Source organism: Nonomuraea mangrovi (assembly GCF_042681425.1).
Lineage (GTDB): Bacteria > Actinomycetota > Actinomycetes > Streptosporangiales > Streptosporangiaceae > Nonomuraea > Nonomuraea mangrovi.
Genome location: NZ_JBHUFV010000036.1, coordinates 113,156 through 134,082 on the forward strand (window position 1 = coordinate 113,156; position 20,927 = coordinate 134,082).

Below are 20,927 nucleotides of genomic sequence, written 5' to 3' on the forward strand. Positions count from 1 at the left end.
CACAGGGCGTTAATCTGCAATGTGTTTGCTGCACCTTTACACCCGTCCCGAGGGGGAACACGGTGGCAAGGCACGATCGTGAAGAATCTCTCGAGGAACAGCTCGCCTGGCTCGACGCCATCAAGGAGAACGACGAGGAACCAGTCAAGGTCAGCGCCAAGACCGGCTCCGTCTCCGTGACCACGGACGACACCGTCGTTTCGCCGTATCCCAAGGATCCATGGCTGTCGGTGCCCACGGAGCAGGACACCCCGACCCCGCCGCTGTTCCGCGCCGCGGTCGACTCGGTGTACGGCCCCGAGGCCGCGGAGGAGCTGCCGGCCGAGGAGGCCGAGGCCGCCGAGTGGTTCGAAGCGTCGGTGGAGGCGGAGAAGCCGCCGACGTTCGGCAGGGACGACGACGACGCCTTCATGGCCCCGTTGAAGCCGCTTCCCCGCCCCGACGACACCGACTCCTACCGGATGACGGCCTTCGACAAGCCCCTGGCGGCCGAGTCCGAGGGCAGCATGTTCGACCCGCTGCCGCCGGAGGAGCGCACGGACCCCTCGTGGCCGCAGCCGCCGTGGCCGCAGCCGTCCGCTGAGAGCTTCGAGGGCATCGCGGACGTGGAAACGGTCCAGGGCGAGGTGGTCGACACCCAGCCGTCGTTCGAGCCGCCGCGCCAGGACGAGCCCGCCTTCGGGCGGTTCACCTTCGGCTCGCGCCCCGAGTCCGAGCCCCTCGAAGCCTCGCGCCCCGAGTCCGAGCGTTCCGAAGCCTCGCGGCACGAGGTCGAGCGTTCCGAGGAGGTCGAGCGTTCCGAGGTCGGGGACCACGACTCCGAGCGCCGCGACATGGAGGCCCGGGACTCCGAGCGTGACGACGCCCGTGGTCACGAAGTCGAGCGACATGAAGTCGAGAGGCACGAGGTCGAGCGGCAGCCCTTCGAGCACCGCTTCCAGCGCCGCGACGAGCGGCCATGGGCCGAGGAGCCGTCGGTGGAGGTGGTCGTGCAGGAGGAGTCCTTCCCCGTACGGCGCCGCGCCCAGCCTCCCGTGCCGGTGTTCACCGCGCCGTCCCGCCCGCCGCTGGGCGACCGGCCGACCGCCGAGAGCCTGGACCCCGACTCGCTGCTGCGCGGCAGGAGGAACGCTCCCGCCAAGGGCTGGCGCCGCCTGGTCTACAAGGCGTCGGCGGGCTGGATCAAGCCGGGCGAGCCTGCCGACGTGCGCCGCCGCAGGGCCCTGGTGGCCAGGGCGCGCACGCCTGTCTCGACCGGGCACCACCGCGTCGCCGTCCTCAGTCTGAAGGGCGGCGTCGGCAAGACCACCACCACGGTCGGGCTGGGCGCCACGCTGGCGCAGGTCCGCGGCGACCGGGTGATCGCGGTCGACGCCAACCCCGACCGCGGGACGCTGTCGGACAAGCTGGAGCTGGAGACCTCGGCGACCGTGCGCGACCTGCTCAACGAGCGCGCCCAGGTCAAGCGGTACGTGGACATCAGGGCCTTCACCTCGCAGGCCACCTCGCGGCTCGAGGTGCTCGCCTCCGACCGCGACCCCTCGGTGTCGGAGGCGTTCAGCGCCGCCGACTACCAGCAGGTCGCCCAGGTGCTGGAGAACTTCTACTCCATCTGCATCACCGACTGCGGCACCGGCCTGCTGCACTCGGCCATGTCGGGCGTGCTCGGTCTGGCCGACCAGATCGTGCTGGTCAGCTCGCCTTCGGTGGACGGCGCGCGGGCGGCCTCGGCGACGCTCGACTGGCTGGAGGCGCACCACTACGGCGACCTGGTCAGGGACGCGACGGTGGTGCTGTGCAGCGTACGGCCGAGGTCGAAGTCGGCTGTGGACATCGCCAAGCTGGAGGCGCACTTCGCGGCGCGCTGCCGTACGGTGATCCGCGTGCCGTACGACCCGCATCTGGAGGAGGGCGCGGAGATCGACCTCGACCGGCTGCAGGAGCCGACGAGGGACGCCTACCTCCAGCTCGCCGCGGCCGTCGGAGACGGCCTGGCGGGAGCGTGAGCGGAGGGTAAGGGATTCGAACCCTTGAGGCCATCGCTGACCTGGCCGCTTTCAAGGCGGCTGCACTCGTCCACTATGCGAACCCTCCAGTGCGCACACCACCTTAGCGGCTAACGCTCGTCGCGGCAGGGGTGTACCTTCGGGAGAAGGCTCCTACGCGGGAGGCAACCCCGTTGGCAGAACTGAATGTCGAGGTGGAACGCTCCCCGGGGGCTGCGGTGGTACGGCTGGAGGGCGACCTCGACAAGCTCACCGCATCGGTCCTTGACGAGCGCCTCTCGCACCTGCTCGCAGAGGGCGTCCACACGTTCGTGGTGGACGCCTCAGGGCTGGAGTTCTGCGATTCCAGCGGGCTGTGGGTGCTGATCGAGCACCTGCGCCACGTGCGGGAGCGCGGCGGCAGCCTGCGCCTCACGGGGGTGCACGGCGTGCTGCGGCGGGTGCTCGACATCACGGGGCTCAACTCCGCCTTCCCCTGAGCGTTCCCGCCCGTCCCGAGGAGACATCGACATGCATCGTGAGTCCAGGCTGCTGCGGAGCCTGCTCGGCACCCATTCCGAGGCGATGTGGCTGGGCCTGGGCGGCGGCATCGGTTTCATGTGCTTCGTCTTCCGGTACAGCGGGCAGCCCCCGATGCTGACGATCGTCGCGCAGGCGCACCCAGAGCCCATGATCGGCAAGGCGCTCGCCCGCACGGGCGTGCCGCACGAGGTGAGGCGGACCGGCTCGCCGAAGGTGGCCGAGCGGAACCTGAGGGCGGCGCTGGACGCCGGCCACGGGGTGATCTGCCGCATCAGGCGCCCAGGCCAGGACTTCCCCGACCCCTGCGACGTGGCGGTGCTCGGGATCGACGGCGACGTGGTCAGGCTGCTCGACGGCGAGATGCCGCTGACGGCCTTCATGACCGAGTGGTCGGCCGTCAGGAAGGAGAAGCACCAGCTCACGGAGATCACCGGGCCGCCCACGGCCGAGCCCGACGTCAGAGCGGCTATCAAGGAGACGGGCGACAGGCTGAAGGGCCCGGTCCTCGGCAACAGGTTCGACGTGAACTTCGGACTGTCGGGGATGCGGCGGCTGGCCGAGCACCTGGCCGACCCCGAGGTGCTCGAGAGCTCACGGCAGCGCGTCCACGACTGCCTGGAGGTGGAGCACACCGCGCCGGGCGCCACCAGGCCGCTGTACGCCGACTTCCTCGACGAGGCGGGGAACCACCCCGCCGCGCCCCTCTACCGGACCGCGGGCGAACTCTGGTCGCAGGTGGCCCGCGACCCCTCCCCTGAGCTGGTACGGCGGGCGGCGCAGGTCGAGGAGGAGGCCGCCGAGCTACTCGTAGGGTTCTGAGGGCGCCTCCACCGGCTCCACGTCGGAGGCGGCGAGCTCGGCGTAGATGACGCCGGTGGCGTTCTCGTCGATCTCGGTCGGCACCCACGTCCCCGTGACCTGGACCCAGGTGTCCGGCTTGGGCGGCGGCACGTCACGCACGATCACCTTCAGCGCGTAGGCGTCGGCGGCGCAGCAGGCCAGCTGCATCCTCGTGACGTACCACTGGCCCTTCTTCCTGGCGGGCGTGACGAACCCGGTCAGCTTGACCCGTTTGTCCTTGAGGGTCTGGTTGGAGTCGCTGAAGACCCTGCCGATGAACTCGCTCATCGGCATCTCGGCGGGGCGGTCGCCCTCCAGCGGCGCGTAGGCGTCGAGCACCTGGGGCGCGGGCGGCGGCGGGGCGTCCGACCTGGCCGCGGCGAAGGAGCCGAGCGCGGGCGGCGCGACCAGGAAGACGGCGAACACCGGCAGGCACAGCAGCCATGCCACCTTGGGCCCGTGATGGTGGTGTTCGCCAGAGGCGGCCCTGCGGATCAGGCCCAGCACCCCGATCGCGAAGATCACCACGCCTGCCGCGATGAGGAAGGGCCTGAAGCCCGGCTTGACGTAGTTGACGTACGTCGTGGAGAACGCCGAGATCCGCAGCAGCGCGCCGCCGAGCAGCATCAGGACCAGGTTCTGCGACATCCGGCTCACAACAGGATCCATCCGACGAGGACGCTGGCGGCGATCGCGAGCGCCAGCGTGACCGGCACGAACCTGACCGCGAACGCCTTGCCGAACGTGCCGGCCTGCAGCGCGATCAGTTTGAGGTCGACCATCGGCCCGACCACCATGAAAGCCAGCTTGGCGGTGGGCGAGAAGGCCGACAGCGAGGCGGCGACGAACGCGTCGGCCTCCGAGCAGATCGACAGCAGCACCGCGAGCCCCGCCAGCACCAGCACCGACAGCCACGGCACGTCGGCCAGCGCGGTCAGCCACTCGCGCGGCACGGCGACGTTCAGCGTGGCCGCGGCCAGTCCGCCGACGATGAGGAACCCGCCCGCGTGCAGGAGGTCGTGGCGCATCGCCTCCAGGAACGAGCCGTGGTGGTGGCTCCTGTTGCGCAGCCACTCGGTCTTGCCGAACCGCAGCCACAGCCACCCCACGCACACCGCGGCCAGCAGCGACGCGGCGAAACGGGCCAGCACCATCAGCGGCTGGCCGGGGAAGGCGACGGCGGTGGCGACCAGCACCACCGGGTTGATCGCGGGCGAGGACAGCAGGAACGCCAGCGCGGCGGCGGGCGTGACACCCCTCTTGATCAGCCCGGACGCCACGGGCACCGAGGCGCACTCGCATCCGGGCAGCACCGCCCCCGCCAGGCCCGCCACCGGCACCGCGATCGCGGGCCGCCGGGGAAGCGCCCTTGTCCAGAAGCCCTCGGGCACGAAGGCGGCGATCGCCGCCGACAGCGCCACCCCGAACACCAGGAACGGCAGCGCCTGCACGCAGATCGCCACGAAGATCGTGGCCCAGGTCTGCAGCGCGGGATCGGTCAGGTGGGGAGCGAGCAGGAACCTGCCCGCGAGCAGGGCGGCGATGACACCGAGGAAGAGCCACGGCACCTGCCTGCCGGAGCGCGGCCTGCCCCATTCGTCGGGCGGGATCTCAAGCGTCCTGGGGACGGACATGGACACATGCTCTCAGCTCAGAGCACGTCCAGAACCCATCTCGGCCCCGTCACCCGGGCGCCGAGCTCGGTGACCCGCCTCCTCAGCTCCTTGTCCGCCGTGACGACGAGCACGCGCTGCCAGGGTTTGGCCTGCCGTACGACCTCGACGATCGCGTCGTCGCCGCTGCCGTCGGCCTCGACGATCGTGATGCCGTCGACGGGCGGCACGCCGCGAGCCGCGCCCTCCACGACCGCGACCCCGTCGGGGAACCACTGGGCGAGCACAGGGTGCGGCAGTTTCGCGCCCGACGCCGCGGCCAGCAGCCTGGCCGCCGCCCCCTTGCGGTCCTTCCACCATCCGTGCTCGGCCCGCGCGCCCACGATGTTGGCGATGTCGAGGACCACCATCTCCGGCCGCAGGAGAGTCTGGATCTCCGGCCACGACTCGGCGAACCCGGGGTGCAGCTTCTTGCCGGCGATCTCGGGGACGGTGAGCCAGCGCAGCTGCCTGCTCTCCGCGTTCCCCGGTACGGCCGGCAGCAGCGTCGCGGCCTCGACGATCACCGTGTCGAACGTCCAGCCACCGTGGTCGTCACGGTAGACGCCGCGCACGGGCAGCCCCTCCCCCGACAGCGCCGCCTCCTCCTTCGCCTCGCGCAGGGCGGCGTGGATCGGGCTCTCGTGACTGTCGCGCGCGCCACCCGGCAGGCCCCAGGTGCCGCCGTGATGGCTCCACAGGGACCGCTCCTGCATGAGCACGCGCGCCACGCCCAGGTCGTCCCAGTGGACGGCGAGCAGGCCCGCCGCGCCGTACAGACCCCAGTGCCTGTGTCCCCCCGCGCACTGCACCCACCCGTCGCCGTCCTTGACCGCCACCCGTGCCTCCGTTCGCAGGCCTCCAGTCTTACCGGCTCTCTGATGATCAGGCATACTGGCCCGCACCCTGGCACCGGTTGAAGGAAGGTCATGACCCCGAGCGCGCCGACCGTGCCTTTACGCCGGCTGCGGCCGGTGCGGCCTCATGCGACGGCGGCCGTCGTCCTCATCGGCGTGACCACGGTCGCGGGGGCGGTGGCGTCCTTCGCCGAGGACGCGCACCGGCCCGAGGCCCTGTTGTGGCTCTCCGTGGTCCACGGCGTGGCCGGGATCGGCTTCCTGACCTGGCTGTTCCGCGCTCGCGCCAACGCCTACGCCATCTCCCCGGGGGTCCTGCACACCTACGCCGCCGTGTTCATGGTGGCCGGATGGATCCTGCCCGTCGTCAACCTGTTCGTGCCCAAGGGGATCATCGACGACATCTGGGCCACCTCCCAGCCCGGGGGGCTGCCGCGCGGGAGCGACCTGCTCAGGGTCCGCCGCTCGGGCCTGATCTGGGCGTGGTGGCTGACCTTGCTGGTCGCGGGCGGCCTGGGCCTGTCCGGACTGTACGCCGACCTCGGCGACCGGAGAACGGCCTTCCTGGTGGCGGCCCTCGCCCTGTGGGTGGCGTCGGGTGTCCTGGCCGTCATCGTCGTCCTGAAGATCACGAAAACGCAGGAGAGCGCCAGGGCGAGCGGGGCGCCCCGGCCGTGGCAGCACCTCGGCCAGGTCGCCCTCGGCGTCGGCGACCTGGACGAGGCCGTCGCGTTCTACGTCGGCACGCTGGGCTTCGACCTGCTGGAGGACGTCGCCGAGGGCGAGGAGCGGCGGGTGACCGTACGCCCGCCGGGCACCAGGGAGACCGCCATCCTGTTGCTCTGCGGCGAGGCTCCCAGCGGGAACATGCTCCTGCGCACCGACGACCTCGCGCGCTACCGCGACAGGCTGGCGGCGGCGGGCGTGACGTTCGACGGGACCGTCTTCCGTGATCCCTTCGGCAACCGCTGGGACCTTCGCCAGGGAGCATGACGCCGTACGCGCGACCGAGCCCGTCAGGGCTGGAGGGGGACGCGGGTCGCACGGCCGGGCCCGTTCAGGACGGAAGGGCGTCGCGCGTCGCACGGCCGGCTCGTCAGGGCTGAAGGGCGTCGCGCGTCGCACGGCCGGCTCGTCAGGACTCAAGGGGGTCGCGTCGCGCGGCGTGACGAGCCCTGGCGACCCCCGCGAGCCGTACGGACACGGCTAGACGTCGGTGACCTCGCCCAGCACGTCAGGCTTGTTGGTGATGATGCCGTCCACCCCGTAGGTGATCATCCGGCGCATGGCGTCGGGGTCGTCCACGGTCCAGGTGAAGACCTCCATGCCCTCGCCGTGGACCCGCCGGACGTAGCCGGCGGTGAGGCCGCCGTAGGGCGGGTTGATCTGGTCGGCGAACGTCGCCAGCTCGGCCAGCCGCCCCGTCCGCGGGGTGCCGAGCAGGCCCACCTGGACCTGCGGCATCACGCGGTGGAACGTCCGCATCGAACCCCAGTCGAACGACTGCACGACCAGCCGGCCCGACCACGACCCGTTACGGCGCAGCTCGTCGGCGACGCGCGACTCGATGCCCGGGTAGAGGTGCGGCGCCTTGACCTCCAGCAGCAGGCCGAGGCCGCTCCCGTTCATCTCGCGCAGCGCCTGTCCCAGCGTCGGCACCCGTTCACCGCTGAACCTGCCGGCGAACCACGACCCTGCGTCCAGCCTGCGGATCTCCGCGAGCGTGAAGTCACCGACCCGCCAGGGCGCGCGGCCGGGGAAGACCCTTTCGACGTCGGTCGTGCGGGCGAGAGTGGTGTCGTGCATCAGGACCAGCTCGTGGTCGCTCGTCTCCTGGACGTCGAGCTCGAACATGTCGGCGCCCTGGTCGTCGGCCAGCTCGAAGGCCGCGATGGTGTTCTCGGGGGCGTGGGCGGAGGCGCCGCGGTGGGCGACGACGGCCACCGTCGAGGCGGAGGCGGCGTCGGCGGTTGGGGCGGGGGCGGTGAGGGTGGAGAGGACGGTCGCGATGATGAGGCCGAGTCGTCGAAACATGGGTCTCCTCGGGGCCGGGGAGGGGGCCTATGGTCCGAACTTGACTGGCGTTCATGACGTGACGTTGATGGCAGGGTAACTCGGCGATGGCAGCCGGATGAGCAAGCGACACGGCCTTACCCGCGCCCGATATCGCCATGAGACGATCTCGCCCGTGCCCCTGCCGCCCTCCCTGGATACGCGCCGCCGCCTCGCCGTCACGTCGATGCTGCTCTGGGCCCTCACGGGCTGCGTGAACATCGACGACCACGGCATGTACGGCGGCGGGCAGCTGTGCCTCGACCGCGCGAAGCGGGAGAACGCCCTCTACCTCGAGTCGATCGGAACCGCCCTTTCCCCGTCCCAGTACTCGGACGTCACCGAGTGGAACGGATGCGATTCGGCGAACAACGGCGCCGAGGTACACGTCGCGGCGCGCGTCGGCCTGGAGGCGAAGACCGTCCGCGCCGCCTTCGAAAAGGCCGGTTGGTCGGACAGCCTCGCGGCCGAAGCCGGAAAGCGCTGCGCTCCGCATTGCGAGGAGCTCCACCTCGCCAGGAAGATGGGTGAGCGCATCATCGGCGTCGCCATCGAGACGGACGGAACCGTGGTGTGGGTCACCGCCAGGGATGCGGACTTCTGCTGGGACGACGACGGATACCGGTGCCCTTCTTGATCGATGCACGGCGTCCTGATGGGCTCCTCTTCACCTTCAACGGTGACTGAATCGACTCTCATGGGTAACGAATCCAAACAAGCCCTTTCAAGATCGCATTAGTCCTACTATGTTCCGTTTGATCGCGATTACGGGGGATGTCCACCTCTACTGGTGATACAGGAGTTTCGCATGCGCAAACGCGCGTATCGGAGCACGCTGGCCGCCGCCACCGCGGTCTCGGCCATGGCCTTCCCCCTCGTCCTGGCCGCCCCGGCCAGCGCGGACCCCGACCCCACGGCGTTCAGGAACAGCATCACCGCGCCCCTGGTGAAGCGGCACCTGGAGAAACTGCAGGAGATCGCCAACGCCAACGGAGGCACCCGCGCCTCGGGCACCCCGGGCTTCGACAAGTCGGTGGACTACGTCGCCGGCAAGCTTCGCACGGCCGGTTATCAGGTCACGCTCCAGGAGTTCGAGTTCCCGTTCTTCCGCGAGCTGGAGAAGCCGGCCCTGGCCAGGACCGCCCCCACTCCCAAGACCTACGTGCCCGCGACGGACTTCGCGACCATGACGTACTCCGGCTCGGGCGACGTCACCGGCACCGTACAGGCTGTGGACCTGGTCCTCCCCCCGACTCCCGCGCCGAGCTCCACCTCCGGGTGCGAGGCGAGCGACTTCGCCGGATTCACCGCGGGCAACATCGCCCTTCTCCAGCGCGGCACCTGCACCTTCCAGGTCAAGGCGGAGAACGCGCAGGCGGCGGGCGCGAGCGCGGTGATCATCTTCAACGAGGGGCAGCCCGGCCGCGACGGGCTGCTGACCGGTACCGCCGGCGCGCCCTTCACCATCCCTGTCGTGGGAACGACCTTCGCCGCGGGCAATGAGCTCGCGGCCGCTGGGACCGCCGTCCGGGTCACGACCAGGACCGAGAGCGACCTGCACCGCAAGACCCGCAACATCATCGCCGACCACCGCTCCGGTGACCCCAACAAGGTCGTCGCCCTCGGCGCGCATCTCGACAGCGTGGTCGCCGGCCCCGGCATCAACGACAACGGCTCCGGCAGCGCGGCGATCCTGGAGACGGCGCTGAGGCTGGCCGCCCTGCCCACCAAGAACAAGCTCCGCTTCCACTTCTGGGGCGCCGAGGAACTCGGCCTTCTCGGTTCCAAGCACTACGTGGCCGGCCTCTCCGCCGAGGAGAGGGCCAAGATCAAGCTGTACCTCAACTTCGACATGATCGCCTCGCCGAACTACACCTTCGGCGTCTACGACGGCGACGACTCCGACGGTGTCGGCGCCCCCGCAGGCCCGGCCGGTTCCGACAAGATCGAGAAGCTCTTCGAGAAGTACTACACGACGGTCGGCAAGCCGTTCACCGGTACCGACTTCACCGGCCGCTCCGACTACGGCCCCTTCATCGAGGTCGGCATCCCGGCCGGCGGCCTGTTCACCGGCGCCGAGGGCATCAAGACCGAGGCCGAGGCCGCGAAGTTCGGCGGCCAGGCGGGAGTGGCCTACGACCAGTGCTACCACCAGGAGTGCGACACCATCACCAACATCAACGACGAGGCTCTGGCGGTCAACTCCGGCGCCATCGCCACCGCGGCGGTCGTCTACGCCTACAGCAAGGAGTTGCCCGGAGGCGGCACCCCCGGCTCCACCGCTCCCGGCACCGGCGGCGGCGGTGACGACCACGATCACGACCACGTGGTGAGCGAGTAACACTCCCTCCCAGCGGATACGGCCCGGCGCCCGCGAACCACAGGCGGTGGTGACCGTTCCCGATGACGGCGAGGCCCGTGCGGAACACCGATCGACCACGATCACGCTCCGCGCGGGCTCAGCTGTCGACGGCGCCGAAGGGGCGGCCCGCGTGACAGAACGCGCGGCGTCGTCCGGGGGACGCCAGCCGGATGCAAGATCTCTCCAAGTCGCGACGCCTACTGTCCCCGCCATGCGAAAGACACATGTCATCGGCGGAGTCCTGGCCTTGGTGATCGGCGCGGGCGTCCCCGCCCCCGCGCACGCGGACACCGCCTCCCGCATCCATTGGGGCCCTGTCAGGTCGTCGGCGGGACACGCAGGCCACGCCGAGGCCGATGTCTGGATCACCGACTTCGGCGCCGAGACGTTCGCCGTGTACGGCAGGCTTCATGACCGCGACACACATCGTGGCCACTGCGCCTATGCCCGTGCCCGCTTCCACTACGTGGGCGGCGGCACCGGATGGAGCCGGCCCCGCTCGACCTGCTCGGCCAAGAGCTCCTTCCGGCTCACCTCGGACGGGCAGATCAACCGGGTGGACGTCAAGGTCTGCCTCTACGACACCCGCCTACGCAAGGCGTTCACGTGCCACGTCGACGCCATCAAGCCCGAAATCATCGCCAACTGGCCCCAGTGACGTGACCGGGCCCTGCGGAGGCCCGGCCCGCGAGCGCAGCGGTCCACGCCGCCCGCCCAGAGGGCACGCGCGTTCCGAGAACGGCCGGCCGACGACGATGCGGTCATCGGCCGGTGATCTCCAGCGAAATCGGCTACCCGTTTGGAGTGGCGGCGGCGCGGTCAACGAGGTTGAAGACCGTGTGCGGCTCGCATCCGCCGAACAGCAACGAGATCATGATCGCGGCCATCGCCTCGAGGTGGTGGGCGTGCCGGAGATCGCCGACCCGCAGCGGTTCGCAACCGATATCAGCGATCAGTCGGCGTGTGGTGTCCAACGCGGCGGGATCGTCACCGCAGTAGGGCACGACAAGGCGGCGGCCGTCGAACACCGGCGATTCCATCTGCCAGACCCTCGCGTGGCAGAGGTTGAACGCCTTGACGACATGCCCGCCGGTCGCCTGCTCGATCTCCTGGGCCATCGACCTGCCGGGTGTGGTGACCAAGGTGAAATGCTCGACCTCGACTGGATTGTTGCAGTCGACGATCACCTTGCCGCGCACTGCGTCGCCGATCTGGGCCAGCGTGGACGTCATCCCTTGGTACAGCACCGCGATCAGGGCGACCTCCGCGAACTCCGCCACTTCCTCGAAGCCGCCGGTGTGGGCGCCCCACTTGTCGGCCAGGGCTCGTGCCTTGCCCGCCGTGCGGCCGGTGATCATCAACTCGTGACCCGCGGCGGCCCACCGTGTGCCGAGCGCGTCAGCCATCGCCCCGGCACCGAAGATTCCGATTCTCATGGGCCAGAAGGCTAGGAAGGCGCAGGGAACCGTCTGGTGCCCCACGCGGTCAGGCGCCGTCGTCGCCGGCCAGGTCCTCGGCGTGCTCCTCGGCCCACCGTGCCAGCACTGTCACCGGCCCGAGCAGGCTGTGGCCGAGTTCGGTCAACCGGTACTCCACACCCGTGGGCGCGGTGGCCAGCTTCCGTCGCTTGACGAGGTTGTTGCGCTCCAGCTTGCGCAGCGTCTGCGTGAGCATCTTGTTGCTGATCCCGCCGATCTGGTCGCGCAGGTCGCTGTAGCGCTGTGGGCCGCGGCCCAGCCCGAACACCACGACCACCGACCAGGTGTCGGCGATCAGTTCCAGCGTGCTGCGGGCGGGACAGTCGGCGAGGAACACGTCGTAGTCACTCATGCATACCGACCGGCATGCCCGGTGAAGTGCTCGTGCTGTCTTGTCTCACAGGGTGAGTCCACCACACGGCACCCCGCCCTCGATCGAACGGGCCATGTCTCCCGCTGTCCACAGAACCGACGGCCTGCGGCCCAGGACCGGCCCAAGGGGTGGTCGAATGAGCGTTCACGCAGGTCTCAGCCGCCGCCCTTGCTGAAGTGCTGGTAGTCCTTAGTGCCGGACCAGTAGCCGCCCCATTCCCAGCCCACGGAGGCGAACGCGCGCACCACCCGATCGCCGGGGTTGATCACGCCGCGCCCCTTCATGGGCCGCTCGGTGTACTTGCGGGCGTTCTTGTGAGCGGTCGAGCCCGAGGCGGTGACGTAGGGGTTCTGGAGGGGGTTCAGGTCGACGGCCTCGCCGTAGGCGTGGTTGGACCAGTTGCTCGAGCCCGTGGCGGGGCGGCAGTTGAACGCCGAGGTGTTGTTCGCGTCGATCGAGTCGTAGTCGCTGCCCTTGAAGACGTCGATCCGTTCCATGCGCTGGATCGGGTACCGCATGCCGTACAGCTTCTTGAAGACGGTGACGATGTCGTCGGTGACGGTGTCGCGGACCACGAGTTCGCCGGTGTGGGCTCGGTCGTCGAAGCCCCAGAAGGTCATGGTGACCAGCCGCAGGTCCGTGTAGTGGACGGGGCAGCCGGGCTTCCACGAGGAGCGGAGCTGGTCGCGGTCCAGCTTGCTGACCTTGGCGTGGAAGGCGGGCGGTCCCGTGGGTGACGGCGACGGGGTGGGTGCGGCCGAGGGGGCCGTCGAAGGGGCCGTCGAGGGGTCGGAGACGGGCGCCCGGCCGGGTGTGCCGGCCGCCGTCGCGACGGGAGCGGGGTTACCGGCGCATGCGGTGACCAGCAACGATACGGCTACGAGGACGCGTTTCACCTTTTCCAAGGTAGCGCGCTCTACGGCACGACCAGAACGGTGCGCCGGGCGTGGCGGACGAGACCTCGGGACACGGAGGTGTGCCAGGGTGAGCGGGAGCGGCCGACGACGATGGCGTCGGCCATGTGGGTGGCGGCGAGCGACTCCAGCTCCCTGGCGGCGTCGCCGCGCACGCTCACGAACCGCCATGGCACGCCGTGGTGGCGCATCTCCTCGCGCAGGTCGTCGATGAGGTCCTCGGCGGGGTCGGGGATGATCGGCGACCCGGCGAAGAACCACAGTGTGGCGCTGTTGAGGCACTCGACGAAGGCGACCAGCAGGCCGGCCCTGTCGCGTCTGGCGAGCCCGGCGGCGTACGCCAGGGCGTTGCGGCTCGGGTCGGTGCCGTCGTAGCCGACGACCAGCAGGCCCGCGCCGTCCTTGCCTATCTCGAACCGGCCCTCGGGGAGCCGGTTCGACAACGGTTCCACGGCACGCTCTTAGTGGGTGGTGTCCACGGCGTGCCGCCCGCGGCGGGCCAGCTCGCGCAGCGCGTCGGCCGCGTAGGCGACCAGGGCGACGAAGGCGCCTCCGGCCAGCAGCCCGCCGACCCACACGTCGTTGACGGTGGCGTCGGTCCATTCGTCGCCCCGCGGCTGGTAGCCGACCGCGAAGGGGGCGGCGACCAGCCAGAGGCCGCCGATGAACAGCAGTGCGAGGGCGGAAACGCCAAGGGTGGATCTCATCGCCGGTGTCCGTTCGTGGTGGTGAGGTCTTCGCGCAACGCCTCGACCAGCGGGGCGAGCATGGTGGCCAGTTCGGCCGACGAGGTGCCCGCGGGCGCGGGCTGGGCGATCGGCTCAGGTTCGGGAGCGCGCTGCCGTACGGTCACCAGACCGCGGGCGACGAGGTCCTCGTGGATGGCGGCGGCGAACGCCGCCACGCCCACGAGGCCGATCACGGCGACGCCGAGCCCGGTGAAGAACTCCGTGCCTGTGGCGTCGATCCAGTCGTCGGCCTCGGGTTGGGTGCCGAGGGCGAAGGGCGCGATCATCAGCCACAGCCCGGCGAGCAACGCCAGGGCCGCCGCGACGGCGCCCACGAACCTGCGAATCATGGTGCGACTCCTTCGGTGACTCTGTTGACGTGCGGCGTGGCCTGGGCCAGCAGCGCGCGGGAGGTGGGGCGGAGCACGTCGTTGGCGACGGCGCGGGCCCTTTCGCGTTCGGGCAGGTCGTCGGGCGGCGCCATCCTGGCGACCGCGGCGACCAGGGCGGAGGTCGTTCCGTTGGCGTGCTCGACGCGCTGGGCGATGAGTTCGAGCAGCAGGCCGGCGAGGACCAGGTCGTCCTTGCTGGGCGGCGCGGGCGGGGCCTCGGCGGGGCCGTTCCCTCGGAGCGGCAGTTCCTTCAGGAACAGCACCGCGAAGAAGCCCAGGACCGCGATGGGCACGCCGACCATGAAGACCGTCTCCAGGCCTCTGGTGAAGGCTTCGAGCACGATGCCCTTGACGGGTTCCGGCAGCTGCTGGATGGCGGCGGGGCTGCCGAGGGTGAGCGAGCCGCCGGTCGGCCTGACGTGGGCGGCCCGCATGAGTTCGGCCATCTCGTCCTTGAGCCTGTTGGACAGGATCGCGCCGAACGCGGCGACGCCCACCGCGCCGCCCAGCGAGCGGAAGAACGCCACGCCCGAGGTGGTGGCGGCCATGTCGCGCGGCTCGGAGCCGTTCTGCGCGGCGAGGATGAGCATCTGCATCGACAGGCCGAGCCCGATGCCGAGCACGGCCACGTCCACGCCGATCAGCCACTGCTCCGAGTCGACGTGCAGCCGCGAGAGCATGAACAGGCCGACCGCGACCAGCAACAGGCCGATGACGGGGAAGATCTTCCACCTGCCGGTGTTCGTGACGATCTTGCCGGAGATCACGCCGGACAGGAACAGCGCGAACACCATCGGCAGCGTCATCAGGCCGGAGGCCGTCGGGCTCATGCCCTTGACGATCTGCAGGTACTGCGGCAGGTAGATCATCGCGCCGAACATCGCCATGCCGACGAAGAGCGAGGCGGTGCTGGTCAGCACGAACGTCCTGTTGCGGAACAGCCTGGGCGGCAGGATCGGGTTGCGCGCGCCCCGCTCGGCGAAGACCGACAGCAGCAGCATGACCACCGCGACGGCGCCGAGGAAGTAGGTCCAGAAGGAGTTCCACTCGAACTCGTGGCCGCCGAGCGTCAGCATGAGCATCAGCGCGCTCGCGCTGGCGGTGATCGTTGTGGCACCCCAGATGTCGATCGAGGTGTTCCGCTTGACCTTGGGCAGCCGGAGCACCTTCTGGATCACCGCGAACGCGACGATCGCGAACGGGATGCAGACGTAGAAGCACCAGCGCCAGCCCAGCCAGTCGGCGTCCACGATGAACCCGCCGAGCAGCGGGCCCGCGACCGTGGAGATGCCGAAGACCGCGCCCATGTAGCCGGAGTAGCGCCCTCTCTCGCGCGGGGGCACGATGTCGCCGAGGATCACCTGGGACAGCGCGGACAGTCCGCCGACGCCCAGTCCCTGTACGGCTCGGGCCGCGATGAGCTGGCCCATGTCCTGTGAGAGCCCCGCGGCCAGCGAGGCGGCGACGAAGAGGCCGAGGGAGATCTGGAAGAGCAGCTTCCTGCCGTAGACGTCGGACAGCTTGCCCCACAGCGGCGTCGACACGGTCATCGTGAGCATCGTGGCCGAGGCGACCCAGGAGTACTGCTCCTGTCCGCCCAGCTCTCCCACGATCGTCGGCAGCGCCGTACCCACCACGGAGGTCGAGATCATCGAGGTGAGCATCGCCAGCATCAGCCCCGACATGATCTCGAGGATCTCTCTGTGGGAGTACTGCCTGCTTTGTGCCATGAATCGGAGTATACGTTTGTTTACTAGCCGCTCGGCAAGTGGGGTTAGGCTTCAGCCATGGAAGTGCGGCTGCGAGATCGCGAGGCGACCAGGGAACGCCTGCTCACGGCGGCCCGCGCGCTGTTCGCCGAGCACGGCTACGAGCAGGTCACCGTACGCATGATCGCCGCGGCGGCCGACGCGAACATCGCGCTGGTCGGGCGGTACTTCGGCTCGAAGGCCGGACTGTTCGGCGAGGTGCTGGCGGGCGAGCGGTCGGTCGCGCGGGTCCTGGACGGTGATGTGGCCGGACTTCCCCGGCGCCTGGCCGAGTACGCGGGCGAGCGCATGCACGCCGACCCTGAGAGCCCGATCCTCCGCGCGCTGGAGCGCTCCGCGGGCGATCCGGAGGTGCAGGCGCTCATGACCGAGCGGCTCAGGACCGCGGTCGTGCAGCCGCTGGCCGCCAGGCTGGGCGGCGACGACGCACTGGCGCGCGCCCGCATGGCGACGGCCGTCTTCCTGGGGATCGGGTCGCTACGGCGGCTGCTCGGGCCGTCCGACCCCTCGTCGGACGACGTCGACCGCCTGACCGCGGTGTTCGAGGCCTGCCTGCGGTGAGACTCAACGGGCCAGGTCGCCGAGCCTGGCCAGGGCCAGCGCCCACGGGAAGGCCGCCGCGTGGTCGCCGTCCGCGTCGGCGGGAGGCGGCTCGAACTCGCCGGGCCCCAGCAGCACGGCGACCCCTTCGGCCCGCAGGCTCGCCACGTTCCTGACGAACGGCGCCCGCGAGGCCAGCGCGCTGTTGACGAACGGCAGCACGACGACCGGGATCCCGAGCCCGGGGGCCTCGGCGAGGACGCCGAGGGCGTAGGTGTCCGTGACCCCCATGGCGAACTTGTTGAGCGTGTCGAACGTCGCGGGCGCGACCACGATCGCGTCCGCCCTCGGCGGTTTCGGCTCGTCGGGCCTGCGGTACCTGCTGCGTACCGGACGGCCGGTCTGCTCCTCCAGCGCGGCGACGTCGACGAAGCCGAGCGCGGAAGGGGTGGCGACGACCTGGACGATCCACCCCTCGTCCTGCGCCATGGTGACCAGCCGTCCGACCTCGCCCGCCGGGACGGCCGCGCACACGATCACGTACAGGACCTTGCTCATCCGGCTCTCCCGCCCAGGTCGACGTCGTGCGACCAGAAGGCTAGCCTGCCGTCCCCGCCACTCGATTCAGCCCTCCCCGATGAAGCGCTCGCCCGCCGCCTCGATGCGCTCGATCTCCATCCTGAAGAAGCGGGCGAGCTCGGCGCAGGCCGCGGGATCGACCGGGCCTCCCTCGCGTTTGGGCAGGTCGGGATACGGGCTGCCGATGACGAAGATGTTCTCGTCGTTGTAGTTGTTGGCCGGTTCGGTGTAGTTGAACGATCCCGCGATGACCGTGGCCTCGTCGATGACCATGAGCTTGTGGTGGAGCTTGCCGAACGCGGGGCTGCGCTTCGGGAAGTAGAGCTCGATGTGCGCGCGGTCCAGGTCGTGGGTGGCCGCCCAGGTCTGCGCACCCTGCCCGGGGTCCATGGCGCCGGTGACGGTCTTCCTGGCCGACGCCAGGGCGATCATGGCGTCGTCGATGCCGGAGGAGCCGGAGAAGGTGAAGATGGCGAAGTCGACGCGGTTGACGGCCTTGAGCATCTGCTTCATGATCTCCAGCTCGGGCGCGTGGTCGGGGGCGAACAGCACCTTCACCGGGATCCCGTTGAGGTTGTAGGCGGCGGGAACCTTGCCGTGGGCGCCGCGGCCGAACTGGCCCGCCCGCATCTGGTTGAACTCGGTCGTGTACGTCAGGCAGATCCGCGCGTCATGGAAGATCACGACGTGGTTGAGGTTGCGGTGGCAGTCGGTGTGGGTGAAGTTCGCCGACCCCGACAGGATCGCCGACGTGGGCAGGGCCCGCTCGCGGAAGTCGCGGATGATGAACTTCTGGTGGAAGATCGCGGGGTTGTAGTCGGCCTTCACGTCGACGTTGCAGCGCAGCAGCGCGGCCAGGATCCTCCTGTTCGGCTCCAGGCTGCGGCTGCCGGTCTCCTCGCCCCACTGGACACGCCGGCGGGCGGCGAGCTCGTCCTCCCCCGCCCTCGGCGTGATCTTCGGCAGCTTTCCGGTGACCAGGTAGTCCTGCTCCAGCACCATGCGGACGTTCACGCCGCGGAAGCGGGCGTTGAGTACGGCCTGCGCGATGGGCTCGGAGTCGAGCTCCTGCACGGCGATGTCCAGGAATCGCTGGGCGCCGTCGATGAAATCGATGATCACTTGCTCGAGGTTGTCGGCCGCGCCCAGCTCGGCCGGCCCGACGAAGGCCTCGATCTTGCCGTCGGCGAACATCGTCATACGGTAAGCGTTCCACTACACGAGGTGTCAGACAAGCATCCGAGATCCGCGCCTGCGCGGCGCCGTACGGTCACCGGCTCCCCGTGAACCTACGGCGAAGCAGGCGTTCCAGGCTGTCGACCGCCTCGTCGGTGTCGGTGCCTGCGCGGCGGGAGATGGCGACGTCGACCATCGGCACCGGCGGCAGCCCCTGCTGCTCGGACGGCCTGACGGCGCCGGGCGGGACGTTGTCCACCAGGAGCGCCCCGACGCCGATCCCGGCCGAGACCGCCGCCTGGACGGCGTGCACGCTGGTGCTCTGGAAGGCGACCCGCCACCGCCGCCCGTGACGGCCCAGCGCGTCGAGCACCGGCTGCCGCCACTGGCAGGGCTGCGAGAACAGCACCAGAGGCAGCGGGTCGTCGTCAGCGGCCCGCTGATCGACACCAGGACCAAGGTCGAGCTGCGGCACCGCACCCTGCGCAACCCGGGACTGCTGGCCGCCGCCGGCGTACGGGTGGCGATCACCACCGACCACTCCGTCGTCCCGATCCACTTCCTCGTCCACCAGGCGACGTTCGCTGTCAAAGAGGGGCTCGACCGCGACACCGCGCTCCGCGCCATCGCCACCACCCCGGCCACGATCATGGGCCTGGACGACAGGGTGGGCGCGTTGCGGCCAGGCCTGGACGGTGACGTGGTGCTGTGGTCGGGCGACCCGCTCGACGTGATGAGCCGCGCGCTGCGGGTGCTGATCAGCGGGCGCGAGGTCTACCGCTACGACCCGGATACGGCGAGCGGGACCAGGACCGCCTGAGCCCTCCGTCAGAGCAGACCGGCGTCGCGCACCTTCATCGCGACATGGACCCGGTTGTCCGTGCCCAGCTTGGCGAAGATCCTGGTGACGTTCGCCTTCACGGTCGCGACGCTCAGGTGGAGACGTTCCGCGATCTCCGCGTTCGAGCTGCCCCTGGCCACCTCGATCGCGACCTCTCGCTCCCGTTCGGTGAGCCTGGCCAGTTCCCGCTGCGCATCTGGCCGTTGCGGCTCGCGCCCGCCGGTGGCCGCGGCGATCACCTGCCGGGCGACGCTCGGCGACAGCACCGGCTCCCCTCGCGCCACCGCCCGGACCGCCTCGATCATCCTCGGCGGCGGCGTGTCCTTCAGCAGGAAGCCGTCCGCGCCCAGCTCGAGCGCCCGCAACACCATGTCGTCGGCGTCGAAGGTGGTGAGGACAAGAATCCTGGGCGGGTCGGGCCAGGCCAGCAGCAGCTCGGTGGTGGTCAGCCCGTCCTGCTCCGGCATCCGGATGTCCATCAGCACGATGTCCGGCCTGAGGTCGCGGATCACGCGCATGGCCCGCCGGCCGTCCTGCGCCTCGCCGACGATCTCCAGGTCGGGCTCGCCGCCGAGGATGAGGCGCAGCCCGGTGCGCACCATCGCGTCGTCGTCCACGATCACCAGTCGGGTCACGGTGCGGGAGCCTCCCATGGCAGGCGGGCGTCGAGAACGAAGCGTCCGTCCTGGATCGTGTGGCTGAGGGTGCCGCCGGCCATCCGGGTCCGTTCGGCCAGGCCGACCAGGCCCATCCTCCCACCGGGCCCCGCGGCCGACCCGGAGGGTGCCGGGTTGCTCACCCTGATGCGCAGGCCCTCACCTGGTCGCCCGCCGAGCTCGGCCGTCACCCTGCTGCCCGGCGCGTGCTTGCGCGCGTTGGTCAGCGCCTCCTGCACGATCCGGTACGCGTGCCGGCCTGTCTGCGTCGGCAGCAGTTCCCTGCCGTCGATGGTGTCGTCCACGTCCACCTTCTGACCCGCGGCGCGCACCTCGTCGAACAGGGCCGCCACGTCGGACAGGCTCGGCTGCGGCGCCTCCAGCGCGCCGTCGCGCCGGAGCGAGCCGAGCACGGTGCGCAGCTCGTTGAGCGACTCGTGCGCGCTCTCCTGGATCGCCAGCGCGATCTCGCGGGTCTCCTCGGCGGTGAGGTCCTTCCGGTACGCCAGGCCGCCGGCGAGCATCGACAGCAGGGAGATCCGGTGAGCCAGGACGTCGTGCATCTCCAGGGCGATCTTGGCCCGTTCCGCCAGCTTGGCCTGCTCGATCCGTTGCAGGTGCTCGCGCTCCGCGGCCAGTGCCGCCTCCCGCTCCGAGGCTGCCAGGTCACGGCGCTCGCGCAGGTACAGGCCGAAGACCGTCAGCCCGCCGAGGACGATGCTTTCCGTCACCGCGGAGACGATGGTCGCCTGGGTGATGCCGTCCCAGCTGCCGCTGACCGCGGGCCCCAGCAGCGACACGAGCGCGACAGGGACGATCCGGCGCCACCGGCGATGCGTGCACAGGGACACGTAGGCGACCATGGCGGGGCCGGTCGCCGTCGTGGAGAAGACGGTCAGCAGGGCGGTCGCCAGCGCGACCGGCCACGGCCGGCTGCTCCGCCACCGCATCAGCGCCAGCCCTGTCACGCCGAGCGCCACGTCGGCCAGCGCCCACCCGAGCCGGTCCGGATCCCGTAGGACGATCACGACCAGGATGGCGCCGAAGAACAGCATCGGCAGCACGGCGCACAGCGCGACGCCCCACTGGTTCAGGTTCCCCATACGGCCTCGCACAGCCCACAGCCTATGGACGACCGGGCCGAGGTCTTAGCGACCTGGGTCTCCATCCCGATGGCCGCAGGTCCACCA

Annotated in this window: 24 protein-coding genes, 1 tRNA gene and 1 pseudogene; 9 read left to right on the top strand and 17 right to left on the bottom strand. The window is 70.3% G+C overall.

Translation table 11 applies throughout. The features are described 5' to 3' along the window. Nucleotides 1-62: 62 nt before the first annotated feature. A complete protein-coding gene (locus tag ACFSKW_RS25440) occupies nt 63-2,006 on the top strand; it encodes a MinD/ParA family ATP-binding protein (RefSeq protein WP_379574914.1) in 1,944 nt (647 codons plus the stop codon). Nucleotide 2,007: 1 nt separating this feature from the next. Here the strand turns inward: ACFSKW_RS25440 and ACFSKW_RS25445 are convergent. After that, nucleotides 2,008-2,094: transfer RNA gene (locus ACFSKW_RS25445), tRNA-Ser, on the bottom strand. An 85-nt stretch (nt 2,095-2,179) separates the two neighbouring features. Here ACFSKW_RS25445 and ACFSKW_RS25450 point away from each other — a divergent pair. Together ACFSKW_RS25450 and ACFSKW_RS25455 are read left to right on the top strand one after the other, a co-directional pair. Next, on the top strand, nt 2,180-2,485 hold the full coding sequence (locus ACFSKW_RS25450; protein ID WP_379574915.1) for an STAS domain-containing protein: 306 nt from the start codon (nt 2,180-2,182) through the stop codon (nt 2,483-2,485). 31 nt (nt 2,486-2,516) lie between these two features. Beyond that, complete coding sequence (locus ACFSKW_RS25455) at nt 2,517-3,347, top strand: BtrH N-terminal domain-containing protein (RefSeq protein WP_379574916.1); 831 nt, start codon at nt 2,517-2,519, stop codon at nt 3,345-3,347. Here ACFSKW_RS25455 and ACFSKW_RS25460 read toward each other — a convergent pair. The 3 genes from ACFSKW_RS25460 to ACFSKW_RS25470 are packed head-to-tail and all read right to left on the bottom strand — an operon-like array spanning nt 3,330 to nt 5,859. Continuing rightward, nucleotides 3,330-4,016, bottom strand: coding sequence for a TIGR03943 family putative permease subunit (locus tag ACFSKW_RS25460; RefSeq protein WP_379575005.1), 687 nt, complete (start codon nt 4,014-4,016; stop codon nt 3,330-3,332). The genes ACFSKW_RS25455 and ACFSKW_RS25460 overlap by 18 nt on opposite strands. 5 nt (nt 4,017-4,021) lie before the next feature. Continuing rightward, nucleotides 4,022-5,002: a permease gene (locus tag ACFSKW_RS25465; protein ID WP_379574917.1), complete on the bottom strand. Its 981-nt coding sequence runs from the start codon at nt 5,000-5,002 to the stop codon at nt 4,022-4,024. Nucleotides 5,003-5,019: 17 nt separating this feature from the next. After that, on the bottom strand, nt 5,020-5,859 hold the full coding sequence (locus tag ACFSKW_RS25470; protein ID WP_379574919.1) for an NUDIX hydrolase: 840 nt from the start codon (nt 5,857-5,859) through the stop codon (nt 5,020-5,022). 90 nt (nt 5,860-5,949) lie between these two features. Here ACFSKW_RS25470 and ACFSKW_RS25475 point away from each other — a divergent pair, with 90 nt between their 5' ends. Further along, the gene (locus ACFSKW_RS25475) at nt 5,950-6,870 is read left to right on the top strand and encodes a DUF4328 domain-containing protein (protein WP_379574921.1); all 921 of its coding nucleotides are present in this window, start codon (nt 5,950-5,952) and stop codon (nt 6,868-6,870) included. Nucleotides 6,871-7,083: 213 nt separating this feature from the next. Here ACFSKW_RS25475 and ACFSKW_RS25480 read toward each other — a convergent pair whose 3' ends face one another. After that, complete coding sequence (locus tag ACFSKW_RS25480) at nt 7,084-7,911, bottom strand: glycerophosphodiester phosphodiesterase (RefSeq protein WP_379574923.1); 828 nt, start codon at nt 7,909-7,911, stop codon at nt 7,084-7,086. A 97-nt stretch (nt 7,912-8,008) separates the two neighbouring features. Between ACFSKW_RS25480 and ACFSKW_RS25485 the strand changes: the two genes are divergently transcribed. The 3 genes from ACFSKW_RS25485 (at nt 8,009) to ACFSKW_RS25495 (ending at nt 10,949) form a co-directional block, all read left to right on the top strand. After that, a complete protein-coding gene (locus ACFSKW_RS25485) occupies nt 8,009-8,566 on the top strand; it encodes a hypothetical protein (RefSeq protein ID WP_379574925.1) in 558 nt (185 codons plus the stop codon). A 171-nt stretch (nt 8,567-8,737) separates the two neighbouring features. Then, nucleotides 8,738-10,270, top strand: coding sequence for a M28 family metallopeptidase (locus ACFSKW_RS25490; RefSeq protein ID WP_379574927.1), 1,533 nt, complete (start codon nt 8,738-8,740; stop codon nt 10,268-10,270). A gap of 232 nt (nt 10,271-10,502) precedes the next feature. Then, entirely contained in the window at nt 10,503-10,949 is a 447-nt protein-coding gene (locus ACFSKW_RS25495; protein ID WP_379574929.1) for a hypothetical protein, read from the top strand. A 133-nt stretch (nt 10,950-11,082) separates the two neighbouring features. Here ACFSKW_RS25495 and ACFSKW_RS25500 read toward each other — a convergent pair whose 3' ends face one another. The 7 genes from ACFSKW_RS25500 to ACFSKW_RS25530 all read right to left on the bottom strand — a co-directional run bounded on the left by ACFSKW_RS25500 (nt 11,083) and on the right by ACFSKW_RS25530 (nt 15,906). Then, nucleotides 11,083-11,727 carry an NADPH-dependent F420 reductase gene (locus tag ACFSKW_RS25500; RefSeq protein ID WP_379574930.1) on the bottom strand — a complete coding sequence of 215 codons (645 nt, stop codon included), beginning with the start codon at nt 11,725-11,727 and terminating at the stop codon, nt 11,083-11,085. A gap of 49 nt (nt 11,728-11,776) precedes the next feature. Further along, entirely contained in the window at nt 11,777-12,121 is a 345-nt protein-coding gene (locus ACFSKW_RS25505) for a winged helix-turn-helix transcriptional regulator (RefSeq protein WP_379574932.1), read from the bottom strand. Nucleotides 12,122-12,297: 176 nt separating this feature from the next. After that, nucleotides 12,298-13,038, bottom strand: coding sequence for a M15 family metallopeptidase (locus ACFSKW_RS25510; protein WP_379574934.1), 741 nt, complete (start codon nt 13,036-13,038; stop codon nt 12,298-12,300). 20 nt (nt 13,039-13,058) lie between these two features. Next, the gene (locus tag ACFSKW_RS25515; protein WP_379574935.1) at nt 13,059-13,508 is read right to left on the bottom strand and encodes a universal stress protein; all 450 of its coding nucleotides are present in this window, start codon (nt 13,506-13,508) and stop codon (nt 13,059-13,061) included. 9 nt (nt 13,509-13,517) lie between these two features. Then, on the bottom strand, nt 13,518-13,763 hold the full coding sequence (locus ACFSKW_RS25520; RefSeq protein ID WP_379574937.1) for a hypothetical protein: 246 nt from the start codon (nt 13,761-13,763) through the stop codon (nt 13,518-13,520). Beyond that, nucleotides 13,760-14,134, bottom strand: a complete 375-nt coding sequence (locus ACFSKW_RS25525; protein ID WP_379574939.1) for a hypothetical protein — start codon at nt 14,132-14,134, stop codon at nt 13,760-13,762. The genes ACFSKW_RS25520 and ACFSKW_RS25525 overlap by 4 nt, the downstream gene beginning before the upstream one ends. Next, nucleotides 14,131-15,906 (bottom strand): MDR family MFS transporter, encoded by a 1,776-nt coding sequence (locus ACFSKW_RS25530; protein WP_379574940.1) that lies wholly within the window; start codon nt 15,904-15,906, stop codon nt 14,131-14,133. Before ACFSKW_RS25530 ends, ACFSKW_RS25525 begins: the two co-directional genes overlap by 4 nt. 57 nt (nt 15,907-15,963) lie before the next feature. Here ACFSKW_RS25530 and ACFSKW_RS25535 point away from each other — a divergent pair, with 57 nt between their 5' ends. Beyond that, nucleotides 15,964-16,506 carry a TetR/AcrR family transcriptional regulator gene (locus ACFSKW_RS25535; RefSeq protein WP_379574941.1) on the top strand — a complete coding sequence of 181 codons (543 nt, stop codon included), beginning with the start codon at nt 15,964-15,966 and terminating at the stop codon, nt 16,504-16,506. Nucleotides 16,507-16,509: 3 nt separating this feature from the next. On the opposite strand, the gene ACFSKW_RS25540 is transcribed toward ACFSKW_RS25535, so the two are convergent. From ACFSKW_RS25540 to ACFSKW_RS25550, 3 genes are all read right to left on the bottom strand, one after another. Next, nucleotides 16,510-17,043, bottom strand: coding sequence for a flavoprotein (locus ACFSKW_RS25540; protein ID WP_379574943.1), 534 nt, complete (start codon nt 17,041-17,043; stop codon nt 16,510-16,512). Nucleotides 17,044-17,109: 66 nt separating this feature from the next. Next, a complete protein-coding gene (locus ACFSKW_RS25545) occupies nt 17,110-18,264 on the bottom strand; it encodes a phospholipase D-like domain-containing protein (RefSeq protein WP_379574944.1) in 1,155 nt (384 codons plus the stop codon). 70 nt (nt 18,265-18,334) lie between these two features. Continuing rightward, a complete protein-coding gene (locus ACFSKW_RS25550) occupies nt 18,335-18,781 on the bottom strand; it encodes a LysR substrate-binding domain-containing protein (RefSeq protein WP_379574945.1) in 447 nt (148 codons plus the stop codon). On the opposite strand from ACFSKW_RS25550, the pseudogene ACFSKW_RS25555 reads away from it, so the two are divergent. Continuing rightward, nucleotides 18,665-19,060, top strand: a pseudogene (locus ACFSKW_RS25555) (amidohydrolase family protein); the annotation flags it as partial. The gene ACFSKW_RS25550 and the pseudogene ACFSKW_RS25555 overlap by 117 nt on opposite strands. A gap of 8 nt (nt 19,061-19,068) precedes the next feature. Here ACFSKW_RS25555 and ACFSKW_RS25560 read toward each other — a convergent pair. Continuing rightward, the gene (locus ACFSKW_RS25560; RefSeq protein ID WP_379574947.1) at nt 19,069-19,716 is read right to left on the bottom strand and encodes a response regulator; all 648 of its coding nucleotides are present in this window, start codon (nt 19,714-19,716) and stop codon (nt 19,069-19,071) included. After that, entirely contained in the window at nt 19,713-20,840 is a 1,128-nt protein-coding gene (locus ACFSKW_RS25565) for a sensor histidine kinase (protein WP_379574949.1), read from the bottom strand. Before ACFSKW_RS25565 ends, ACFSKW_RS25560 begins: the two co-directional genes overlap by 4 nt. Nucleotides 20,841-20,927 lie beyond the last annotated feature (87 nt).